We start from the raw sequence: 20,443 nt of genomic DNA on the forward strand, positions 1-20,443 counted from the left end.
CTGATGACACTATCAACGCCGGCCGACGCGCAGCGCGCAGCAACGGTCGACAAGAAAAACATCACCCGCCTGATCGTCGCCACCTCGATCGGCAATGCGCTCGAATGGTACGACATCTCGGTCTACGCCTATTTCGCGGTCTACCTCTCCAAGGCGTTCTTTCCGGCCAATGACCCGACCACCTCGCTGCTTTTGACCTTCGGCTCGTTCGGCCTGTCGTTCCTGATCCGCCCGATCGGCGGCATCGTGCTCGGCGCCTATGCCGACCGTCACGGCCGCAAGGCCTCGCTGATGCTGTCGATCGTGCTGATGACGTTTGGCACGCTGGTGCTGGCGCTGATGCCGACCTATCAGACGATCGGAATCCTGGTGCCGATCGCGGTGATGCTGGCTCGGCTGGTGCAGGGCTTTTCCGCCGGCGGCGAGTTCGGCTCCTCGACCGCCTTCCTGGTCGAGCACATGCCGGAGCGGCGCGGCTTCGTGGCGAGTTGGCAATTCGCCAGCCAGGGCGTCAGCGGCCTGCTGGGCGCGGGCTTCGGTGCGCTCCTGACCTCGCTGATGAGCCCCGAGGACCTGCAATCCTGGGGCTGGCGGCTGCCGTTCCTGTTCGGCGTGCTGATCGGCCCGGTCGGCATCTACATCCGCAACCATGTCGACGATGCGACCCCGCCGCCGGCGGCGGGGCAGCAGGGCTCACCGGTCGTGGAGGTGTTCACGCGGCAGATGCTTCCCACGATCCTTGCGATCGGCGCGCTCGCGGTGTCGACCGCGGTCAACTATCTGATCGTCTACATGCCGACCTATGTGGTGAAGACCCTCAATCTCGCGCCATCGGTCGGCTTCATCGCCGCATTCGCCGCGCAGACGGCGGTCGCGCTGCTGGCGCCGATCGCGGGCCTCGTCTCCGACAAGATCGGACGCACCACGCACATGATCCTGTTTGCGCTGCTGATGCTGGTGTCGATCTTCCCGGCCTTTCTGCTGCTCACAGGCAAGCCGACGCCGACCGTCATCCTGTTCGGCGTGCTCTGGCTCGGCATCCTCAAGTCGCTGTATTACGGGCCGCTGGCCGCGCTGATGTCGGAGCTGTTTCCGCCCGCGACGCGTGCGACCGGGCTCGGTCTCAGCTACAATATCGGCGTCACCGTGTTCGGCGGCATGGGGCCGGCGATCATGACATGGATGGGGAGCTTTCCGCCGATCGGCGAACTCGCGCCGGGCTACTATCTCACCGCGGTCTGCATCCTCAGCCTTGGCGCGCTGTTCACGATCCGGCGCATGCGACTCGCCTGATTTCGTAACACGAAATTCGAATATCTCGAATGCTGCAAAGCAGTGCGGATAGTCGAGATCAGAGTTTCATCTGACGAAAGTATACGGTGTCCGGCGCGCAGCATCCGTTTTAGGATGATGCCGCCGGGCGCGTCTTTTCGTCGTGCCCGGCTCAGGATTTCGATTGAGGGCAAGGAAGGCCAGGACATGAACGCCTCCACGACTGCGACCGCACGGACCAGCCGCAAGAGGCCTCTGCCGGAGCCGGGCCAACCCGACAAATTCAATGCGATCCAGAAGGTCTGCGCGATCCTGCGCGTGCTGGCGCAGCGTTCGCCGCTGCGGCTAACCGACATCGCCGACACCACCTCGCTGAACAAGGCGACCGCGCTGCGCATCCTCAACTCGCTGATCGAGGAAGGTTTCGTCAGCCGGGTCGCCGGCGCCAAGACCTATGAGCTCGGCCAGGAGGCGCGGGTGATGGCGGTCGGCGCGCGCCGCTCGGTCGATATCGCCGAGCTCGCGCAGCCAAGCCTGTTGCGGCTGTCGGAGCGCTCCGCGGATACGGCGCTGTTGTCGGTGCGCTCCGGTGTCGAGGCGCTCTATCTCGCGCGCTCGGTCGGCAGCCATCCGCTGCAGCCGAATTATCTGCAGATCGGCAGCCGCCGTCCGCTCGGTGTCGGCGCCGGCGCGCTGGCGCTTCTGGTCTGGCTGCCGGATGCCGAGATCGAGGCCATCATCGAGGTGATCGTGCCGCGGCTGGCGAAATCGCCGCGCATCACGCCAAAATTCCTGCGCGAGCGGATCGCGCTGGCGCGCAAGGCCGGCCACACCGTGCTGCTCGATGCTGCATTCCCCGGTATGGGCGGCGTCGGCGTTCCCGTTCGCGACGACGCCGGCGAGGTGGTCGCCGCGCTCTCGATCGGCGCGGCGACCGACCGCATCCGCCGCCGCGAAAGCGAGCTCGCCGACATACTGAAGAAGGAAGCCCAGGTGCTCGCCCGCGCGATGGCCCAGGCGCCAAAGAATGGGCGCGCGGCCAAGGCGGGCTGACCACCGAAACGTGCCCGCCGCCTAGATCTGCCGGATCGTGGCAAACTCGAAATCGGAGTTCGGCGGGTTCTCGCCGACGCGGAGCATGGTGTCGCTCGGGAAGTGATGCGGCGGAACCGGCAGATTATAGGGCGCCGGCACGCCATGATAGACGCGTCCTGCGAGATCGTATTTGGAGCCGTGGCACGGGCAGAAATAGCCGCCCGGCCAGTTCGGCGCGGGCGAGGTCGCGTTCGGGTCCGGTTGGTACAACGGGATGCATCCGAGATGGGTGCAGATGCCGACCACGACGCCGTACTCCGGCTTCACGGAACGGTGCCAGTTCGCGACGTAGTCCGGTTGCTGCAACTCGGTCGATTGCGGATCGGCCAATTCGGAAAGCAGCGCCGGATCCTTCAGCTTCTCGACGGCTTGCGGCGTGCGGTGGGTCACGAACACCGGCCGGGTTCGCCAGCGCACTACCACCTGCTGGCCCGGCGCGACTTTCGACAGGTCCAGGTCGACGGGTCCACCCGCGGCCAGCGTCGAGGCGTCGGGGTTCATCTGACTGATCATGGGAATGATGGATGCAACGGCGCCGACCGCGCCGAAGGCGGCCGTGGCGACATAGAGAAAGTCGCGGCGCGAGGCCTTACCGGATGTTGCGATTTTTGCCGTGGAAACAGGATCGGCCATCGCGGGGACCTCCTTGTCCAAGGGGAGGCGAGGGGAACGCGGACGACCGAAGCGTTGCGTGATCGAGCTTGGCGATCCCGACGGATTGTTCACAATCGGCGCACCGTCCGATCCTGGCCCAGAGCGAGCCAGTGACGGCGTCCTTGGTCAGGATCGGAGGCTGTGCGTCTCGCTGCGATTATTCACCGCATGCATCAGGACATATGGCGACGCCGGCCGCGACGGCCAGCGATGCTTTGTTAATTCGAGTCCATCTTCCGGCAAGGGTGAACGCGATGCGCGAGATCATGCCCCTTCATCCAGCGCCACCAGCTCGCGCTTCCTGCGCAGCGAGGGCAGCAGCGGGCCGATCAGCAGCACCAGCGCGAAGGCGAGGCAGATCGCCGAGATCGGCCGCTCCACGAAGGTCATCAGATCGCCCTGCGAGAGGATCAGCGACTTGCGCAGATTGTTTTCCAGCATCGGCCCCAGCACGAAGGCGAGCACGAGCGGCGCCGGCTCGTAGCCGAGCTTGCGCATGAAATAGCCGATCACGCCGAATGCGATCATGACGTGGACGTCGAACACGTTGTTGCTCGAGCAATAGACGCCAATGATCGTGAACAGGATGATCAGCGGGAACAGCACGTTGTAGGGCAGCCGCAGCAGCTGCACCCACATGCCGATCATCGGCAGATTGAGCACCAGCAGCATCAAATTGCCGATATACATGCTGGCGACGATGCCCCAGAACAGTGTCGGGTTCTGCGAGATCATCAGCGGTCCGGGCTGCAGGCCATGGATCACGAAGGCGCCGAGCAGCAGCGCCATCACGACATTCGGCGGGATGCCGAGCGTCATCAGCGGAATGAAGGCGCCGCCGGCCGCCGAATTGTTGGCGGATTCCGGCCCCGCCACGCCTTCGATCGCGCCGTGGCCGAAGCGCTCCGGATGTTTCGACAGCCGCTTCTCCAGTGCGTAGGACGCAAACGACGCCACCACGGCGCCGCCGCCCGGCAGGATGCCGAGGAAGAAGCCGAGCACGGTGCCGCGGCCGACCGGTCCGGCGCTGGCCTTCCAATCCTCCTTGCTCGGCAGCAACTGGGTGATTTTGGTCTTGATGATGTCGCGCTTGATCGCCTGCTCGGTGTTGAGCAGCACCTCGGCGACGCCGAACAGGCCCATCACGACCGGCACGAGGCCGATGCCGTCGATCAGCTCGATGCGGCCGAAGGTCAGCCGCGGCTGCGCGGTGATGCTGTCGAGCCCGACCAGGCCGAGCACGACACCGATGCAGGCCATCAGCAGCGCCTTCGCCATCGAGCCCTGGGTGAGGAAGGTCAGCACCACGAGGCCGAGCACCATCAGGCTGAAATATTCGGCCGGCCCGAATGCGATCGCGACGCTGGCAAGCGACGGCGCCACCAGCATCAACGCGACCAGTGAGAAGGTGCCGGCAATGAACGAGCCGAATGCGGAGATGCCGAGCGCGGGACCGGCGCGGCCCTGCTTCGCCATCTGGTGTCCGTCGATGCAGGTGACCACGGAGGCGGCCTCGCCCGGGATGTTGACCAGGATCGAGGTGGTCGAGCCGCCATACATCGAGCCGTAATAGATGCCGGCCATCATGATGATGCCGGATTCCGGCGTGCCCGACAGCGTCACCGGCAAGAGCAGCGACATCGCGGATATCGGGCCAATGCCGGGCAGCACGCCGACCAGCGTGCCGATGAAGACGCCGATGAAGCAGTAGAGCAGATTGACGGGCAGCAGCGCGACGCCGAGGCCGTGGGCGACGTTGACGAGAGTATCCATGGCCAGCGCTCAACCGATCTCGAACATGCCGCTCGGCAACTGGATCGCGAGCAGGTGCTTCAGCACCCACCACATCCCGAGCGGGGCAAGGATGGACAGCGGAATCGCCAGCGACCAGCGCACCGGATCGATCACCCGCAACAGCAGCAGCATCAGCGGGATCGCCGACAGCAGGAAGCCTGCCGGCTCCAGCGCAAAGGCAAACGCGGTAAGGCAGACGATAACGAGGACCGGCTTGCCCCAGCGCGCGTTCTCCCAGCGCGAGGCGAAGCTCGGGCCGCCCTCGGTGACCGCCGCGATCATGATCGAGATCGCGAACACGCACATCAGGATGCCGGTGTAGAACAGCACGTAGCCGGAGCCGGGATCGTTGATGGTGCCGAGCTTGAGCTTCAGGCCCGACCAGATCACGAAGATGCCGAGCGCGAGCCCGATCAGGCCGCCCCAGAGCTCGGAATTGTTGAGGCGGAGTTTGACGTTGGTTTGGTCTGTCATTGGGATGCTCTCGTCGCGTCGCAAGGGGCTACCGACCTATCCCCGTCATTGCGAGCGAAGCGAAGCAATCCATTTCACCGCCTGTGCGGAACGATGGATTGCTTCGTCGCTGGTCGCTCCTCGCAATGACGGAGAGAGATTTCGCGGCCTGTCCTACTTCTTCGCCAGGCCGAGCGTGTCGATCACCTTGCGCTCGGACTCGGTGACCTCGACCACGAACTTCTTGTAGTCCTCGGTGTTCTTGTAGTTCGGCACCATGTCGTATTTGGCGAGCGTCGCGATCACGGCCGGATCCTCGATCGCCTTCTTGAAGGCGTCGTGCAGCTTGGCGACGATCTTGGGGTCCATGCCCTTGGGGCCGGCGATGCCGAACGGCGAGTCATAGACCATCGGGTAGCCGAGCTCCTTCAGCGTCGGCACGTCGGGATAGTTCGGCGAGCGCGCGCCGGTCCACACCATCAACAGGCGGAGCTTGCCGGCATCGACCAGCGGCCGCCAGCCGGTGGAATCGGCTTGCAGCATGGTGTGCTGGCCGAGCACCGCGGCGTTGGTCTCGGCGCCGCCCTTGAACGGCACCTGGGTCAGCTTGATCCCACCGGCCATCAGCGCGATCTGCTCCATGCCGATATGCAGCGAGGTGCCGGTGCCCGGCGTCGCATAGGTCACCTTGCCGGGATTCTTCTTGGCGAAGTCGACCACGTCCTGCCAGGTCTTGAACTGCGACTCCGCATTGGTGGTGATGCCGAAAGTGTAGCCCGTGAGGTGGATGATGTAGGAGAAATCCTTCGCCGGATCCCACGACACCTCCTGCATCAGTGGCAGGCGGAACACGGTGATCGGGATCTGCGCGATGGTGTAGCCGTCGGGCTTGGCGCCCGCGGCCATGGTTGCGGGGCCCACGGTGCCGCCGCCGCCCGCCTTGTTGTCGACCGCGATCGGCTGGCCCAGCACCTTGGAGGCGCTCTCGGCGATCGCGCGCATCGAGATGTCGGTGGAGCCGCCCGCCGGCCACGGCACGATCAGCGTGATCGGCTTGGTCGGATAATCCTGCGCCTGTGCCGCGACCGACATCAGCATGCCGGCGGCGGCGGCGAGGACCATCAAGCGATTGCGCTGCGACATCTCGATCTCTCCCTTGTGGCCGCGTTCGATCGCGGCCGCGTCTTGTTTGGCGTTGGCAATGATCGTCCCTGTCATCGCACGGACGTCACAGCGCATTGGACAGAACGGCGCGGGCAACGGAAGAGCGAAGGCGCCGGCTGCGACAATTGGCCTGCCGCGGCCTGCCGAGCCGCGGAATTAGATCGGTCCTTGGTCGGACCGATTGGCAGTTTTTGGCTGCATAGGGTGTGGGGGCGCGGGTCGGCGCCCTGACCGGCAAGCGGCGTTTGGTCAAGCGAATAATCCGGGGAACCAAAGGGCGTCGGTGCCTTGCGGGACCGCGCCCTTCCGGTCCATCATGGCGTCGTCCGCCCGCAGGAAACTTTCCCCGACAGATGACGCTATCGCCTGACGCCACCGACGACGCTGTGACGACGGCGTTTGCCGGCCTTCCCGCATTGCTCGACCGGGCTCCCGCGCTGGTCTCGCGCGGGCGGCTGCTCGATTGCGACTGCCTGATCGGCCCGATGGCGCGGCCGTTTCATGCCGCGATCCGCAGCGGCCGGATCGTCCAGCTCGTGCCTGCGCCGGTCCTGATGCGCTCGTGGCGCTTCGCCTATCGGGCGACGCCGCAGGCCTGGGCGGCCTATTGGCAGGCCGAGCCGAAGCCCGGCTGGCACGATCTGCTGGCGCTGACCAAGCGCGGCGAGGCGGTGCTGGAAGGCGATCTTTATCCCTTCATGACGCACCTGCAATATTTCAAGGACCTGCTGGCGCTGCCGCGGCAGCATTTCGCGGCGGCCGCAGCATGAGCGGCACTATCATGAACGGTCACATCGAGCCGATGGTCGGCCGCTACGTTCACGTCGAGATCGGCGGCGAGCTGCACCGCATCTATTTCGAGGAGAACGGCAGGGGCATTCCGCTGGTCTGCCTGCACACCGCGGGATCGGACGCGCGGCAGTGGCGGCATCTGCTCGCAGATGCGCAATTTGCCGAAAATTTCCGCATCATTGCCTTCGATATGCCCTGGCATGGCAAGTCGAATCCGCCGATGCACTGGACCGGCGATGAATACCAACTCACCACTGCGCGCTACACCGAGACCATCCGCGCCTTCTGCCGCGCGCTGCGGCTGGATAAGCCCGTGGTGATGGGTTGCTCGATCGGCGGCCGCATCGTGCTTAACCTTGCGATCGAATATGCCAGCGAGTTCCGCGCGCTGATCGGGCTCGAGGCTGCCGATTTCCAGGCGCCGTGGTATGACACCGGCTGGCTGAACCGCCCCGACGTTCACGGCGGCGAAGTCTGCGCCGCGCTGGTGTCCGGGCTGATTGCCCCGCAGAGTCCGCAAGCCGCGCGGACGGAAACGCTGTGGGCCTACAAGCAGGGCGGCCCCGGCGTGTTCGAGGGAGACCTGTATTTCTACCGTGTCGACGGCGACTTGCGCGGCCGGGTCGCGTCAATCGATACTAAAGTATGCAACCTCTATCTGCTCACGGGCGAGTATGATTTCTCCTGCACGCCCGAGGACACGAGGCGGACAGCAGCGGCAATAGGGGGCGCCAGCGTCACGATCATGGAGCAGCTCGGTCATTTTCCGATGAGCGAGAATCCGGAGCAGTTTCGCCGCTACATCGCACCCGTCCTCGCCGACATTCTCACGCATTAAATCATCGTTCCACGAAGGAGTAGACGTATGACACGCAAATATCTGATCGGCCTCGCGCTCGCCGCCGCCGCGTTCGGCGCGAGCCAGGCGCAGGCCGAGGAGCTGACCGGAACGCTGAAGAACATCAAGGACACCGGCGCGATCACGCTCGGCTACCGCGATTCCTCGATCCCGTTCTCCTATCTCGACGACAACCAGAAGCCCGTCGGCTACGCGATGGACATCTGCTACAAGATCGTCGATGCGGTGAAGAAGGAGCTGAAGCTCGACAAGCTCGAGGTCAAGCTCAACCCGGTGACCTCGGCGACGCGCATTCCGCTGATGGCCAACGGCACCGTCGACCTCGAATGCGGCTCGACCACCAACAATGCCGAGCGCCAGAAGCAGGTCTCCTTCACCAATTCCCACTTCCTGACCGCGAGCCGCTACGTCACGAAGAAGGCGAACAAGATAAATTCGATCGACGACCTCAAGGGCAAGACGGTGGTCTCGACCGCCGGCACCACCAACATCAAGCAGCTCACCGAAGCCAACCTCGCGCGCGGGCTCAGCGTCAATATCATCCCGGCCAAGGACCATGCCGAGGCCTTCCTGATGGTCGAGACCGACCGCGCGGTCGCCTTTGTGATGGACGACATTTTGCTGGCAAGTCTCGTGGCCGGCTCGAAGTCGCCGGACGATTACGTCATCTCCAAGGATGCGTTCTCCAAGCCGGAGCCGTACGGCATCATGCTGCGCAAGGATGATGCGCCGTTCAAGAAGGTCGTCGACGCCGCCACCGCCGCGCTCTACACCAGCGGCGAGGGCCAGAAGATCTACGACAAGTGGTTCACCCAGAAGATCCCGCCGAAGGGCCTCAATCTCAACTCGCCGGCTGGACCGGAGATGAAGAAGCAGTTCGCGAAGCCGTCGGACTCGCCCGATCCGGATGCCTATCTGGTCAACTGACCGCTGCGTATGACCCGTCGCCCTCTTTCGGGCGCGGGTCCTGAAAGCTAGCATGTCCGGCCATTTTTGGAGGAGAATGGCCGGACATTTGCATAGACGCCGCTCGCGATGTCGGCGTAATGCGTGACCGGCGCGGCCGCGTGGGGGACCTGTGAACTACAATTGGAACTGGCACATCTTTCTTGAGCCGAACCCGATGGGGACCGGCACCTATCTCGACCTGCTGCTGTCGGGGCTGGTGGTCACCGTCAAGGTATCGGTGCTCGCCTGGATCATCGCGCTGGTGTCCGGCTCCGTGATCGGCGTGCTGCGCACGCTGCCGTCGCGGACGGCGTCGTGGATCGGCTTCTGCTGGGTCGAGTTCTTCCGCAACATGCCGCTGCTGGTGCAGCTGTTCCTGTGGTTCTTCGTGCTGCCAGAGCTGCTGCCGAAATCGGCCGGGCTGTGGCTGAAGCAGCTGCCGAATGCGCCGTTCTGGACGGCCGCGATCGGCGTCGGCCTCTTCATGTCGGCGCGCGTTGCCGTGCAATTGCAGGCCGGCATCACCTCGCTGCCGCGCGGCCAGAAGCAGGCTTCGACCGCGCTCGGCCTGACCACGGTGCAGACCTATCGCTATGTGCTGCTGCCGATGGCGTTCCGCATCATCCTGCCGCCGCTGACCTCCGAATTCCTCAACACCATCAAGAACAGCGCGGTGGCCATCACCATCGGCCTGATCGAATTGACCGGGCAGGCGCGCTCGATGCAGGAGTTCTCGTTCCAGGTGTTCGAGGCCTTCACGGCGGCGACCGTGCTCTATCTCCTTCTCAATTTCGTCGTGGTGACCGCGATGCGCTTCCTCGAGCGCTATGTCGCGATCCCCGGCTACATCACGGGCAAATGACGATGCTCGGCAATTTCGATTTCGACGTCATCCGCCGCGCGCTGCCCTACCTGTTCCTGGAGGGCATGCGCTTCACCCTGACCTTGACGGCGCTCGCGGCGTTCGGCGGCCTGGTGTTCGGCACCCTGATCGCCCTGATGCGGCTGTCGAGCTACAAGGTGCTCGGGCGCATCGCCGGCCTCTATGTCGACTTCATCCGCTCGCTGCCGCTGGTGCTGGTGATCTTCTGGTTCTACTTCCTGGTGCCCTATATCGGGCAGTGGTTGACCGGAGCGTCGCGGCCGATCACGGTCGGCGCGTTCGCCTCCTCGCTGATCACCTTCATCGCATTCGAGGCGGCGTACTTCTCCGAGATCATGCGCGCCGGCATCCAGTCGATCTCGAAGGGCCAGCCGGCCGCGGCCAGCGCACTCGGCCTGACCTACGCGCAGTCGATGCGCTACGTCGTGCTGCCGCAGGCGTTCCGCAACATGCTGCCGGTGCTGCTGACGCAGACCATCGTGCTGTTCCAGGACACCTCACTGGTCTACGTGCTGTCGATCCCGGATTTCCTCGGCGCCGCCAGCAAGGTCGCGCAGCGCGACGGCCGTCTGGTCGAAATGTATCTGTTCGCCGCGCTGGTCTACTTCGTCATTTCCTGTGTCGCATCCTTTGGCGTCCGCCGTCTGCAGGCGCGCATTGCCATTGTTCGCTGAGGCATGACCCGGAAAAGTGGGAACCGGTTTTCCGACAAGGTCATGCCCAAACAAAAAGCTGAGCCATCATGATCGAGATCAATCACGTCAATAAATGGTACGGGCCGACCTTCCAGGTGCTGAAGAACTGCACCACCAGCGTCGCCAAGGGCGAGGTGGTGGTGGTCTGCGGCCCGTCCGGCTCGGGCAAGTCGACCCTGATCAAATGCGTCAATGCGCTGGAGCCGATCCAGGGTGGTGACATCACGCTCGACGGCGTCAAGGTCAACGATCCCAAGACCGACCTGCCGAAGCTGCGCTCGCGCGTCGGCATGGTGTTCCAGCACTTCGAGCTGTTCCCGCATCTGCGGATCATCGACAATCTCTGCCTCGCGCAGGAGAAGGTCTTGGGCCGCAAGCATGACGACGCCATGGCCAAGGCCATGAAGCTGCTGGAGCGGGTCGGGCTGAAGGATCACGCGAAGAAGTTTCCCGCCGAGTTGTCCGGCGGCCAGCAGCAGCGCGTCGCGATCGCCCGCGCGCTGGCGATGGACCCGATCGCGATGCTGTTCGACGAGCCGACCTCGGCGCTCGACCCGGAAATGATCAGCGAGGTGCTCGACGTCATGGTCGACCTCGCCCGTGAGGGCATGACCATGATGGTGGTGACCCACGAAATGGGCTTTGCCAACAAGGTCGCCGACCGCGTCATCTTCATGGACCGCGGCGAGATCGTCGAGGACGCCAAGAAGGCCGACTTCTTCGGCACGCCGCGCAGCGACCGCGCGCAGAAGTTCCTGTCGAAGATCCTGCAGCATTAGGCTGAGCCTATCCTCGTCATTGCGAGGAGCCAACGGGTCGCGCGAACGCGCGCCCGATGACAGGCTCCGCGACGAAGCAATCCACCTGTCCGCATATGCGGAGCCATGGATTGCTTCGCTTCGCTCGCAATGACGGGGAAGGGCCACGGGGCCCCTCGGGGGTTTATCCCCGTTAACAATTTGCGTATACGAAGGCCCGAAACTCCCCCTTCGTCCGCAGGAGAACTCGCGTGGAAAAGATCGCTTACGTCAACGGCTCGTTCGTGCCGCATTCCGAGGCCAAGGTCTCGGTGTTCGACCGCGGCTTCCTGTTCGCCGACGGCATCTACGAGGTGGCGGCGGTGCTCGAGGGCAAGCTGATCGACAACGCCTCGCATCTGGCGCGGCTCAAGCGTTCGGTCGGCGAGATCCAGCTTGCGCTGCCGGAGACGCTGGAGCGGATCGAGGAGATCCAGAAGGAGCTGGTGAAGCGCAACAACCTCGTCAACGGCATGGTCTATCTCGAGGTCACCCGCGGCGCCGATATGGGCCGCGACTTCGCCTTCCCGAAGGCGGACGTCAAGCCGACCCTTGTCATGTTCGCCTCGGAAAAGGACATCATCAACGCGCCCTCGGCCAAGACCGGCATCAACGTCATCACGGTGCCCGACATTCGCTGGGAGCGGCGCGACATCAAGAGCGTGGCGCTGCTCGCGCAGGTGCTGGCCAAGCAGGCCGCGGCCGCGGCCGGCGCCGGCGAGGCCTGGATGATCGAGGACGGCAAGGTCACCGAGGGCGGTTCGTCCTCGTCCTTTATCGTCACCCAGGACGATGTCATCGTGACCCGGCAGAACGGCAACGAGATCCTGCCCGGCTGCACCCGCAAGGCGGTGGTCAAGCTCGCCGAAGAGCGCCAGCTCCGCATCGAGGAGCGCGCCTTCACGGTCGAGGAAGCGCTCGCCGCCAAGGAGGCCTTCATCACCAGTGCCTCGGTGTTCGTGCAGGGCGTGATCGCGATCGACGGCAAGAAGGTCGGCAACGGCAAGGTCGGCCCGATCACCGATCGCCTGCGCGAGATCTATGTCGAGTTCGCCTTGGCGACGGCGGTGTAGAGGCGCAGGCACGAAAGCCAAACCGTCACCCTGAGGTGGCCGCTTCTTCGGCGGCCCTCGAAGGGTCGACGGCCCGACTGTGGCCGTGCATCCTTCGAGGCTTGCTCCGCTCGCACCTCAGAGGGTGTGAATCTTTGTTCGGGATGAGGGTTGAGTTTTCCTACGCGGAGTGATTCCTGCAGCTGTACTATCCGAGAGGTGCAGCGATGCCTGGCGACGAACTGTTTGCCGATCTTCCGGTACAGAAAGCTGAGCGGGAGAGCGATCCGGGGCAGCCGCGGATGCGGGAACCGGTACGCGATCAGATCGAGCTTCGGGCAGTCGATCTGGAGGCGCTGGTAGCCGCCGATCATCCAGTCCGGGTGATCTGGGCTTACGTCGAGAAGCTTGATCTGGGCGAGCTTGAAGAGGCGATTAGAGCTCGAACCCACACGGCGGGACAGGCCCCGGCGAGCCCGCGGCTTTTACTGGCACTGTGGCTTTATGCGACGAGCGAGGGGGTTGGCAGCGCGCGAGCGCTGGCCAGGCTGTGTGAGAGCCACGACGTCTATCGGTGGCTCTGCGGCGGGGTGAGTGTGAACTATCACGGCCTTGCCGACTTCCGCACGGCGCATCCGGAGCTTCTGGATCGGCTGTTGAGCGAAAACATCGCCAGCCTGTCGGTGGCCGAGATCATCGACCTCGATGAGGTGGCGCAGGACGGAGTGCGGGTACGTGCCTCGGCTGGGAGCAAGTCGTTCCGCCGCCGCAGGAAGCTTCACAAGGAGTTGCGCAAGGCGCAACGATTGATCCGACAGCTGAAGGACGAAGCAACCGACGATCCGCAAGCCAGCAGCCGGCGGATCGCTGCGGCCAACGAACGGGCCCTGCGTGAACGCGAGCAGCGCGTGGCGGCAGCGCTGAAAAAGCTGGCCGAGATCGAGGCGGAACGCGAACGGCGCAGCAAGACCAACAAGAAGGAGGTCGAGAAGCAGAAGGAGCCGCGCGCCTCCACCACCGACCCCGATGCCCGCGTCATGAAAATGGCCGATGGCGGCTTCCGCCCCGCCTACAATTGCCAGCTCTCGACCGTCGCCGGTGGCCAGATCGTGATCATCCCGGACGTCAAAACCGTCGGCTCCGACCGCGGCTTGGCCCGGCCGATGCTGGAGGAGATCAACCGCCGCCATGGCCGATGGCCGAAGCGGTTGCTGATCGACGGCGGCTTCAACAAGAATGAGGATACCGAGTGGGCGGCTGACCGCGGCATCAAGGTCTACGGGCCGCCTTCACGCAGCAAGCACCAGCGCGACCCATATGAGCCACGCGACAACGATGGGCCCGGCGTCGCCGCCTGGCGAGCCCGCATGAAGAGCCCACGTGGCAAGTCGATCTACAAGCGTCGAGCCCAGGCGGAGTGTATCAACGCTCGCTTCCGCAACTGGGGCCTGCAGCAGTTCACCGTACGCGGCCTCAAAAAGGTCCAGACGGTCCTGCGCTGGTTCGCACTCACCAACAACATCCTGGCCGGCCACCGCCTGCTCCAGGCTGCAGCTTGAAGCCTGGCCATCAAATCGTCACAGCCCAATCCCGCTTTTGCCGCAGCTGCTAACTTCAAATAGGGTCACAGCCTCTCAGGATGACGGGGATAGATCGTCGTGCTGCTACGCCGCCACCTTCACCTTCACTGGATGCACCGCGCGGAAGCCGATCGCGATCCGGTTCCAGGCGTTGATGGCGCCGATCAGCGTGGTCAGGTTGACCAGCTCGCCGTCCGTGAACTGCGCGCGCACGGCCTCATAGTCGGCGTCGGGTGCATGCGTCTCGGACACCAGCGTCAGCGCTTCGGTCCAGGCCAGCGCCGCGCGTTCGCGTTCGCTGTAGAGCGGCGACTCGCGCCAGGCGTCGAGCAGATAGAGCCGCTGCTCGGTCTCGCCATGCTTGCGGGCGTCCTCGGTGTGCATGTTGATGCAATAGGCGCAGCCGTTGATCTGGGAGGCGCGGGTCTTGACCAGCTCGATCAGCGATTGCTCGAGACCGCTCGCATTGATCTGGCTTTCCACGGCTACGAGCGCTTTGATGGTCTCGGGTGCGGCCTGGTAGAAGTTCAGACGGGCTTTCATGGTCGTTCTCCTTTTTGGGTGATTGATTAGTGGGCGCCGCCGCCGGCGAGCTGGCCCGGCTTCTTCAGGAACAGTGTCGCCGCCAGCGCGATGATCAGCGCCACGCCGAGCAGATAGAAGGTATCGCTGAAGGCGAGGATGTAGGCCTGCTTCTGCACGACCTTGCCGATCGCCCCGATCGCGCGGTTGGTGGCCGACATCGGATCGGCGACGCCGTGGTTCATGAAATAGTGCATCAGCTGGTCGATCCGGCTGCGCGTCGCCTGCTCCAGCAGCGAGACCGACTGCATCAGCACGTTGGAGTGATACTGCTCGCGCTTGGTCAGGACCGTCTGCAGCACCGCGATGCCGACCGCGCCGCCGAGGTTGCGCATCATGTTGAACAAAGCGGAGGCCGAGCCCGCGTTCTCCAGCTCGATGCCCGCGGTTGCCACCGCCGACAACGGGGCCATCACCAGGGCCTGGCCGATGGCGCGGACGATGTTGGGCCAGAACAGCTGGTCGGTGGCGTAGTCGTTGGTCATGAAGATGTTCATGAAGTTGGAGCCGGCGAACAGCGCGAAGCCTATGCTGATGATGATGCGCGGGTCGAACCGCTGCATCAGCCGCGGCACCAGCGGGATCAGCAGGAGCTGCGGCAGGCCGGTCCAGGCCAGCACCATGCCGATCTGCTCGGCGTTGTAGCCCTGGATGCGCGACAGATATTGCGGCAGGATGAATACCGAGCCGTACAACGCGATGCCGAGCAGGAAGTTGGCCAGCATGCCGAAGCCGAAATTGCGGCGGGCGAGCAGGCGCAAATTGAGCAGCGGCTTCTCGACGGTGAACTCGACGATCAGGAACGCGACCAGCGCGACCGCTGCGATGACAGACAGGCGCACGATGAACGGCGAGCCGAGCCAGTCGTCCTTGTTGCCTTCTTCCAGCACGGTCTGCAGCGCGGCGAGGCCGATCGCCATCGTGATGATGCCGAGCCAATCGCCCTGGCGGATCAGCGACAGCTTCATCGGGCTGGGATCGAGCGACACGTACAGCATCGCGATCATCACGGCGCCGGGCACCAGATTGACGTAGAAGATGTACTGCCAGCCCCAGTTCTCGGTAAGATAGCCGCCGATGGTCGGGCCGATCGCCGGCGCGAACGTCGCCGACAGCGCGAACAGGGCGAGTCCGATCGGCTGCTTCGCCTTCGGCAGCAGCGTGATGATCAGCGTGAACGCCATCGGGATCAGCACGCCGCCGGTAAAGCCCTGCACGGCACGCAGCGCGATCATCTGCGGCAGGTCCTGCGCCAGCGCGCACGCCGCGGAGAACACCAGGAACAAGGCGGCATTGGTGAGCAGATAGAGGCGCACCGAAAACACCTGCGCGAGCCAGCCGGACAGCGGGATCACCACGATCTCGGCGATCAGGTAGGAGGTCGAGATCCAGCCGCCGTCGTCGATGCCGGCGCCGATCGCGCCCTGCACGTCGGCGAGCGAGGCGTTGACGATCTGGATGTTGAGCACCGCCATGAACGCGCCGAGCGTCGCGCCGATCACCGCAATCCAGGTCTTGGTCGGGATCGCTGGCGTCGCGGGGGCTGCGGGGGCGGTGAGGGCAGCGTTGGCTGTCGGTTGGAGCGCGGTCATCGGCGTGTTCTCTCGCTTACGGAAGCAACATGTATTAGGCGGCCCGTTTCGATAATCGGGGAAAGACTGGAAGGATTGTTCGGTGCCGATTGATAATCGCGCGGAGGATGCGACCGCGCTACGGTTCGGCGCCGCGTTTGGTTTACGTGGGTGTGTCGACTAGTGAGGTGAGCATGCTGGACCGGCACCCTCCCCCCTTGCGGGGGAGGGTGGGGAGAGGGGTGGCCCCGGAAGCTGACATCAGAGATCAACCGCGACGCGTTCAATCCTGCTCTACGTCTTGCTTCTCAGCAGTTGCGTTCGCGCGATGCGTTGAACCTCAGCGCAAGCGGCACCCCTCTCCCCAACCCTCCCCCGCAAGGGGGGAGGGAGCCTTACCGCCGGCGCTCGCGGTAACAATAAGAGGAACGACACGGCAAGAACGCGATCGACCACCAATGCGGTGATCGAACGCGCCGCGCCAGTCGAAGAAACGGTCGTCGCTACCCGCCGTTCTGCCGCGTCGTTGACGCCAGCCGCCGCTTCTCTTCACGTTCGGCCAGCACGGTTGCCTTGGTGTTGACCGTCGGGATCGCCGACATGCCGGGCCGCAACAGGCCGGTGAGGTTGTGATCGTCGAGCACGATCTTCACCGGCACGCGCTGCACGATCTTGGTGAAATTGCCGGTGGCGTTGTCGGGCGGCAGCAGTGCGAATTCGAGGCCGCTGGCCGGCGACAGGCTGTCGACATGACCCTTCAGCGTCGTGTCGCGAAAGCTGTCGATGGTGAGTTCGACCGGCTGGCCGTTGCGCACATGGGTCAGCTGCGTCTCCTTGAAGTTGGCGATCACATAGACCGCATCCAGCGGCACCACCGCCATCAGCTGGGTGCCGGCCTGCACATACTGCCCGACGCGCAGCGTGCGGGCGCCGACCGTGCCGTCGACCGGCGCGGTGATCTTTGTGTAGGACAGGTTCAGCTCGGCCTGCTGCTCGACCGCGCGGGCGCGATCGACTTGCGCTGTGGCCTGGGCGCGCTGCGTGGTCAGCACATCGACCTTGCGCTGCGCCGCCGACAGCGCCGACTTGGCGTGCTGCAATTGCGCGGTGCTGGCGCGCAGCGCAGCGTCGGTCTGCTGCGCGCGTTGAATGGTGCCGGAGCCTGATTTCATCAGCCCGTCGTAACGGGTCTGCTCTTCCTGGGCGAATTTCAGGTTGGCTTCGGCGGCGCCGACGTCGGCGGTGCTCTGGTCGATGATCGGCTGCTGCAGTTCGAGCTGGGCATCGAGATTGCGCACCGACGCATCCGCGGCGTCGACATCGGCCTTGGCCTGGCCGAGCGCGGTGCGGTAGTCGCGGTCGTCGATCTGGGCCAGCAACTGGCCGGCCTTCACCGGCTGGTTGTCGGTGACCAGCACCTTGGCGATGTAGCCCGACACTTTCGGGGCGATGATCGTGGAGTCCGCCTTCACATAGGCGTCGTCGGTCGATTCGAGGTAGCGGCCGGTGGTGACGTAGTCGTAGCCAAAATCGGCAGCGACGCCGATGCCGATCAGCGCGGCCAGCCCGAGGGCTGCCCGCTTGATCGTGCCCCGCGATGGGCGGAGGCCGATTTTTGATGATTCTTCAGGGGCATAGGTGGTCGTCGACATGGTCTTCTCCTGGCCGAACATTCGCGTCCTTCCAGAAAGGGCGCCGGGTACAGCCGCTTAGATGCAATGTCCTCCCCGCTGTGATAATCCCGATAAAACTGGAAGCATTATCAAGCCAGCGCTGATAATCCGGACCTCGTCGCATGGATCGCCTGACCAGCCTGACCGCCTTCGTCCGGGTCGTGGATTCCGGCGGCTTTTCCGCGGCCGGCCGCAAGCTCAACATGTCCACGACAATGGTGAGCAACCACGTCCAGTCGCTGGAGGACCGGCTCGGCGCCCGGCTGCTCAACCGCACCACGCGCAAGGTCAGCCTTACCGAGGTCGGCCAGGCCTATTACGACCGCTGCGTGCAGATCCTTGCCGATATAGAGCAGGCCGATGACGTCGCAAGCGCGCAGCAATCGGTGCCGCGCGGCACGCTGCGCATCTTCACCAACACTCATCTCGTCCAGTTCCTGTCGCCTGCGGTGGCCGAGTTCCTCGCGACCTATCCCGAGGTCAAGGTCGACCTCACGATCGGCGAGCGCAACGCCGATCTGATCGACGAGAATTACGATCTCGCGGTGCGCATGGTGCCGCCGCCGGACTCCAGCCTGATCGTGCGTACCATCGCAACCTGGCGCCATGTGCTGTGCGCGTCCCACGGCTATATCGCGCAGCACGGCAAGCCCGAGCAGCTCGCCGACCTTTCCGCGCGCAACTGCATGCGCCACGCCAATTACCCCTATGGCGACGAGTGGCACTTCACCGACCGCAAGGGCACGCCGGCCGCGGTGCGGGTCTCCGGCAACCTGATCTCCAACAGCGGCGAAACGCTGAAGCTCGCCGCGCTCGCCGGCGTCGGCGTGTTCCTCGCGGCCGGCTTCCTAGTCCGCGACGAGCTCGAGTCGGGCCAACTGGTCCGCCTGCTGCCGGAGTACCGGCCGGTCGAGCTCACCATGAACGCGGTCTATCCGCACCGCCATCATCTCTCGGCGAAGGTGCGCACCTTCATCGACCTCCTGGTCCATCACGCCACCGAGCAGCAGAAGCTGATCAATCCGTATTCGTGATTGGCGGTGCAGCCGTGATTGCGAGGAGGGCGTACGGCGCACTTTTCCCGTCATCCTGAGGAGCCGCGAAGCGGCGTCTCGAAGGATCGACGGCCCGGCTGCTGGCCGTGCACCCTTCGAGACGCGCGTTCCGCGCTCCTCAGGGTGACGGGTCTACTGGTGCTTCTCCCAGCGTCATGACCGCCCGGCATCCCTTGCATGGCGTTCGCGTGTATCAAGAACTCACCGCCTGCCGCCGGGGCCCGCCATGCCGCATCGTCTCCTCGCATCGATCCTGTTCGCGCTCGCAGCAAACGTGCTGCTGCACGTGCCGCTTATCCCGACCACGTCGTCAAGATCGTGGTGCCGTTCGCGCCCGGCGGCGGCACCGATGTCGTCGCGCGGACGCTGGCCCAGGAGCTGCAGAAGGATCTCGGCGTCACCGTCATCATCGAGAACAAGCCCGGGGCGGGTACCATCATCGGCACACAAAGCGTCGCGACGAGCCCGCCCGACGGCTACACGCTGCTGATGGCGACCTTCGCCAACGCCGTCAATCCGAGCCTCTACAGCAAGCTGCCCTATGACGCGCACAAGGATTTCGCGCCGGTGGCGCTGCTGGCGCGCTCGTTCAACGTCGTCGTGGTCAATCCGTCTTCGCCGATCAAGTCGATCGCCGACCTGATCGCGGCGGCGAAGGCCGATCCGGAAAGACTGTCCTACGGCACTTACGGCACCGGAACCTCGGCGCATCTCGCCGGCGAATTGTTCAAGCACATGGCTTCCGTCAATCTCACGACCGTTCCCTACAAGGGCGCGGCGCCCGCGATCACCGACCTGATGGGCGGCCAGATCCAGGTGATGTTCACCACGGTGGCGAGCTGCGCCTCGCTGGTCGAGGCCGGGCAGCTGCGCGCGATCGGGGTGACCTCGGCCGAACGTTCGCCGGCGTTCCCGCAATTGCCGACGGTGTCGGAAGCCGGCGTATCCGGCTATCTCGCGGAGTCCTGGTACGGCCTCTACGCGCCCGCGAACACGCCGCCCCAGGTCATCGACCGTCTCAACAAGTCAGCGGCCAAGGCCGTGCAGGCGGAGGCCTTCAAGAAGCTCAGCGTCAATGAGGGCCTCGTGATGGTGGCCTCACCGCCGGCCGAGCTCGACCGCTACTTTGCCGGCGAGGAGGCGCGCTGGCGCAAGGTGATAAAGGACGCCGGCATCAAGGCCGAATAGGCGGCATGCGCCAAGTGACGATCACATCTTTTTGCGTCGCATTGCCGTGACCGTGATTCTAGACGCAACGAACCGGTTCCCGGATCGTTGCCATGATCAGCGGAACCTCCCGCCTTGAGCTATGTCTTGCGTCAAAGAGTAGGCCATGTGGATATTGTTGCTGCTGCCGTTCATCGGCTTGCTGTGGGTGCCGTTCTATAATTTCCTCGAGCCGTCGCTGTTCGGCTTTCCCTTCTTCTACTGGTACCAGCTCGCCTGGGTGCCGATCTCCTCGCTCTTGATCTGGCTGGTCTATCGCAGCCGTACGCCTGACGGCGACGAGACGCGGTGAGGGGG

The 20,443-nt window shown here is 64.5% G+C and carries 20 protein-coding genes; 13 read left to right on the top strand and 7 right to left on the bottom strand.

Features of this window, described 5'->3' with window-relative positions:
• Window positions 1–3: 3 nt before the first annotated feature.
• Together ACVILL_RS18885 and ACVILL_RS18890 are read left to right on the top strand one after the other, a co-directional pair.
• On the top strand, window positions 4–1,293 hold the full coding sequence (locus ACVILL_RS18885; RefSeq protein ID WP_456730431.1) for an MFS transporter: 1,290 nt from the start codon (window positions 4–6) through the stop codon (window positions 1,291–1,293).
• A gap of 186 nt (window positions 1,294–1,479) precedes the next feature.
• Window positions 1,480–2,325 (top strand): IclR family transcriptional regulator, encoded by an 846-nt coding sequence (locus ACVILL_RS18890; protein ID WP_456730432.1) that lies wholly within the window; start codon window positions 1,480–1,482, stop codon window positions 2,323–2,325.
• A gap of 21 nt (window positions 2,326–2,346) precedes the next feature.
• Here the strand turns inward: ACVILL_RS18890 and petA are convergent, their stop codons facing one another.
• The 4 genes from petA to ACVILL_RS18910 all read right to left on the bottom strand — a co-directional run bounded on the left by petA (window position 2,347) and on the right by ACVILL_RS18910 (window position 6,411).
• Window positions 2,347–3,000: a ubiquinol-cytochrome c reductase iron-sulfur subunit gene (petA, locus tag ACVILL_RS18895; RefSeq protein ID WP_456730433.1), complete on the bottom strand. Its 654-nt coding sequence runs from the start codon at window positions 2,998–3,000 to the stop codon at window positions 2,347–2,349.
• Window positions 3,001–3,285: 285 nt separating this feature from the next.
• On the bottom strand, window positions 3,286–4,794 hold the full coding sequence (locus tag ACVILL_RS18900; RefSeq protein ID WP_456730434.1) for a tripartite tricarboxylate transporter permease: 1,509 nt from the start codon (window positions 4,792–4,794) through the stop codon (window positions 3,286–3,288).
• A gap of 9 nt (window positions 4,795–4,803) precedes the next feature.
• Window positions 4,804–5,289, bottom strand: a complete 486-nt coding sequence (locus ACVILL_RS18905) for a tripartite tricarboxylate transporter TctB family protein (protein WP_456730435.1) — start codon at window positions 5,287–5,289, stop codon at window positions 4,804–4,806.
• Window positions 5,290–5,442: 153 nt separating this feature from the next.
• Complete coding sequence (locus ACVILL_RS18910; RefSeq protein ID WP_456734296.1) at window positions 5,443–6,411, bottom strand: Bug family tripartite tricarboxylate transporter substrate binding protein; 969 nt, start codon at window positions 6,409–6,411, stop codon at window positions 5,443–5,445.
• Between the two features lie 374 nt (window positions 6,412–6,785).
• Between ACVILL_RS18910 and ACVILL_RS18915 the strand changes: the two genes are divergently transcribed.
• From ACVILL_RS18915 to ACVILL_RS18950, 8 genes are all read left to right on the top strand, one after another.
• The gene (locus tag ACVILL_RS18915; RefSeq protein ID WP_456730436.1) at window positions 6,786–7,202 is read left to right on the top strand and encodes a hypothetical protein; all 417 of its coding nucleotides are present in this window, start codon (window positions 6,786–6,788) and stop codon (window positions 7,200–7,202) included.
• Window positions 7,199–8,062 (top strand): alpha/beta fold hydrolase, encoded by an 864-nt coding sequence (locus ACVILL_RS18920; RefSeq protein WP_456730437.1) that lies wholly within the window; start codon window positions 7,199–7,201, stop codon window positions 8,060–8,062. The genes ACVILL_RS18915 and ACVILL_RS18920 overlap by 4 nt, the downstream gene beginning before the upstream one ends.
• Before the next feature lie 27 nt (window positions 8,063–8,089).
• Entirely contained in the window at window positions 8,090–9,010 is a 921-nt protein-coding gene (locus ACVILL_RS18925) for an amino acid ABC transporter substrate-binding protein (protein WP_456730438.1), read from the top strand.
• Between the two features lie 151 nt (window positions 9,011–9,161).
• Window positions 9,162–9,893, top strand: coding sequence for an amino acid ABC transporter permease (locus ACVILL_RS18930; protein ID WP_456730439.1), 732 nt, complete (start codon window positions 9,162–9,164; stop codon window positions 9,891–9,893).
• Window positions 9,894–9,895: 2 nt separating this feature from the next.
• On the top strand, window positions 9,896–10,588 hold the full coding sequence (locus ACVILL_RS18935) for an amino acid ABC transporter permease (protein WP_456730440.1): 693 nt from the start codon (window positions 9,896–9,898) through the stop codon (window positions 10,586–10,588).
• Window positions 10,589–10,656: 68 nt separating this feature from the next.
• On the top strand, window positions 10,657–11,388 hold the full coding sequence (locus tag ACVILL_RS18940) for an amino acid ABC transporter ATP-binding protein (protein WP_456730441.1): 732 nt from the start codon (window positions 10,657–10,659) through the stop codon (window positions 11,386–11,388).
• Between the two features lie 230 nt (window positions 11,389–11,618).
• Window positions 11,619–12,479, top strand: coding sequence for a D-amino-acid transaminase (locus ACVILL_RS18945; RefSeq protein WP_456730442.1), 861 nt, complete (start codon window positions 11,619–11,621; stop codon window positions 12,477–12,479).
• Window positions 12,480–12,685: 206 nt separating this feature from the next.
• Window positions 12,686–14,017: an IS1182 family transposase gene (locus ACVILL_RS18950; protein ID WP_456729626.1), complete on the top strand. Its 1,332-nt coding sequence runs from the start codon at window positions 12,686–12,688 to the stop codon at window positions 14,015–14,017.
• Window positions 14,018–14,122: 105 nt separating this feature from the next.
• Here ACVILL_RS18950 and ACVILL_RS18955 read toward each other — a convergent pair whose 3' ends face one another.
• From ACVILL_RS18955 to ACVILL_RS18965, 3 genes are all read right to left on the bottom strand, one after another.
• Window positions 14,123–14,581 carry a carboxymuconolactone decarboxylase family protein gene (locus tag ACVILL_RS18955; RefSeq protein WP_456730443.1) on the bottom strand — a complete coding sequence of 153 codons (459 nt, stop codon included), beginning with the start codon at window positions 14,579–14,581 and terminating at the stop codon, window positions 14,123–14,125.
• Between the two features lie 26 nt (window positions 14,582–14,607).
• A complete protein-coding gene (locus ACVILL_RS18960; RefSeq protein ID WP_456730444.1) occupies window positions 14,608–16,212 on the bottom strand; it encodes an MDR family MFS transporter in 1,605 nt (534 codons plus the stop codon).
• Between the two features lie 482 nt (window positions 16,213–16,694).
• On the bottom strand, window positions 16,695–17,843 hold the full coding sequence (locus ACVILL_RS18965; RefSeq protein WP_456730445.1) for an HlyD family secretion protein: 1,149 nt from the start codon (window positions 17,841–17,843) through the stop codon (window positions 16,695–16,697).
• Window positions 17,844–17,986: 143 nt separating this feature from the next.
• Between ACVILL_RS18965 and ACVILL_RS18970 the strand changes: the two genes are divergently transcribed.
• From ACVILL_RS18970 to ACVILL_RS18980, 3 genes are all read left to right on the top strand, one after another.
• Entirely contained in the window at window positions 17,987–18,898 is a 912-nt protein-coding gene (locus ACVILL_RS18970) for a LysR substrate-binding domain-containing protein (protein WP_456730446.1), read from the top strand.
• 198 nt (window positions 18,899–19,096) lie between these two features.
• Window positions 19,097–20,107, top strand: coding sequence for a tripartite tricarboxylate transporter substrate binding protein (locus ACVILL_RS18975; RefSeq protein WP_456730447.1), 1,011 nt, complete (start codon window positions 19,097–19,099; stop codon window positions 20,105–20,107).
• A 145-nt stretch (window positions 20,108–20,252) separates the two neighbouring features.
• The gene (locus tag ACVILL_RS18980) at window positions 20,253–20,438 is read left to right on the top strand and encodes a DUF3311 domain-containing protein (RefSeq protein ID WP_456730448.1); all 186 of its coding nucleotides are present in this window, start codon (window positions 20,253–20,255) and stop codon (window positions 20,436–20,438) included.
• Window positions 20,439–20,443: the final 5 nt, after the last annotated feature.

The organism is Bradyrhizobium sp. USDA 3364 (assembly GCF_054056355.1).

Bases quoted from the DNA above. Each gene is read 5' to 3' on its own strand.
- ACVILL_RS18885 (WP_456730431.1), top strand. From the start codon at position 4: ATGACACTATCAACGCCGGCCGACGCGCAGCGCGCAGCAACGGTCGAC.
- ACVILL_RS18890 (WP_456730432.1), top strand. From the start codon at position 1,480: ATGAACGCCTCCACGACTGCGACCGCACGGACCAGCCGCAAGAGGCCT.
- petA (WP_456730433.1), bottom strand. From the start codon at position 3,000: ATGGCCGATCCTGTTTCCACGGCAAAAATCGCAACATCCGGTAAGGCC.
- ACVILL_RS18900 (WP_456730434.1), bottom strand. From the start codon at position 4,794: ATGGATACTCTCGTCAACGTCGCCCACGGCCTCGGCGTCGCGCTGCTG.
- ACVILL_RS18905 (WP_456730435.1), bottom strand. From the start codon at position 5,289: ATGACAGACCAAACCAACGTCAAACTCCGCCTCAACAATTCCGAGCTC.
- ACVILL_RS18910 (WP_456734296.1), bottom strand. From the start codon at position 6,411: ATGTCGCAGCGCAATCGCTTGATGGTCCTCGCCGCCGCCGCCGGCATG.
- ACVILL_RS18915 (WP_456730436.1), top strand. From the start codon at position 6,786: ATGACGCTATCGCCTGACGCCACCGACGACGCTGTGACGACGGCGTTT.
- ACVILL_RS18920 (WP_456730437.1), top strand. From the start codon at position 7,199: ATGAGCGGCACTATCATGAACGGTCACATCGAGCCGATGGTCGGCCGC.
- ACVILL_RS18925 (WP_456730438.1), top strand. From the start codon at position 8,090: ATGACACGCAAATATCTGATCGGCCTCGCGCTCGCCGCCGCCGCGTTC.
- ACVILL_RS18935 (WP_456730440.1), top strand. From the start codon at position 9,896: ATGCTCGGCAATTTCGATTTCGACGTCATCCGCCGCGCGCTGCCCTAC.
- ACVILL_RS18940 (WP_456730441.1), top strand. From the start codon at position 10,657: ATGATCGAGATCAATCACGTCAATAAATGGTACGGGCCGACCTTCCAG.
- ACVILL_RS18950 (WP_456729626.1), top strand. From the start codon at position 12,686: ATGCCTGGCGACGAACTGTTTGCCGATCTTCCGGTACAGAAAGCTGAG.
- ACVILL_RS18955 (WP_456730443.1), bottom strand. From the start codon at position 14,581: ATGAAAGCCCGTCTGAACTTCTACCAGGCCGCACCCGAGACCATCAAA.
- ACVILL_RS18960 (WP_456730444.1), bottom strand. From the start codon at position 16,212: ATGACCGCGCTCCAACCGACAGCCAACGCTGCCCTCACCGCCCCCGCA.
- ACVILL_RS18965 (WP_456730445.1), bottom strand. From the start codon at position 17,843: ATGTCGACGACCACCTATGCCCCTGAAGAATCATCAAAAATCGGCCTC.
- ACVILL_RS18970 (WP_456730446.1), top strand. From the start codon at position 17,987: ATGGATCGCCTGACCAGCCTGACCGCCTTCGTCCGGGTCGTGGATTCC.
- ACVILL_RS18975 (WP_456730447.1), top strand. From the start codon at position 19,097: ATGGCGTTCGCGTGTATCAAGAACTCACCGCCTGCCGCCGGGGCCCGC.
- ACVILL_RS18980 (WP_456730448.1), top strand. From the start codon at position 20,253: ATGTGGATATTGTTGCTGCTGCCGTTCATCGGCTTGCTGTGGGTGCCG.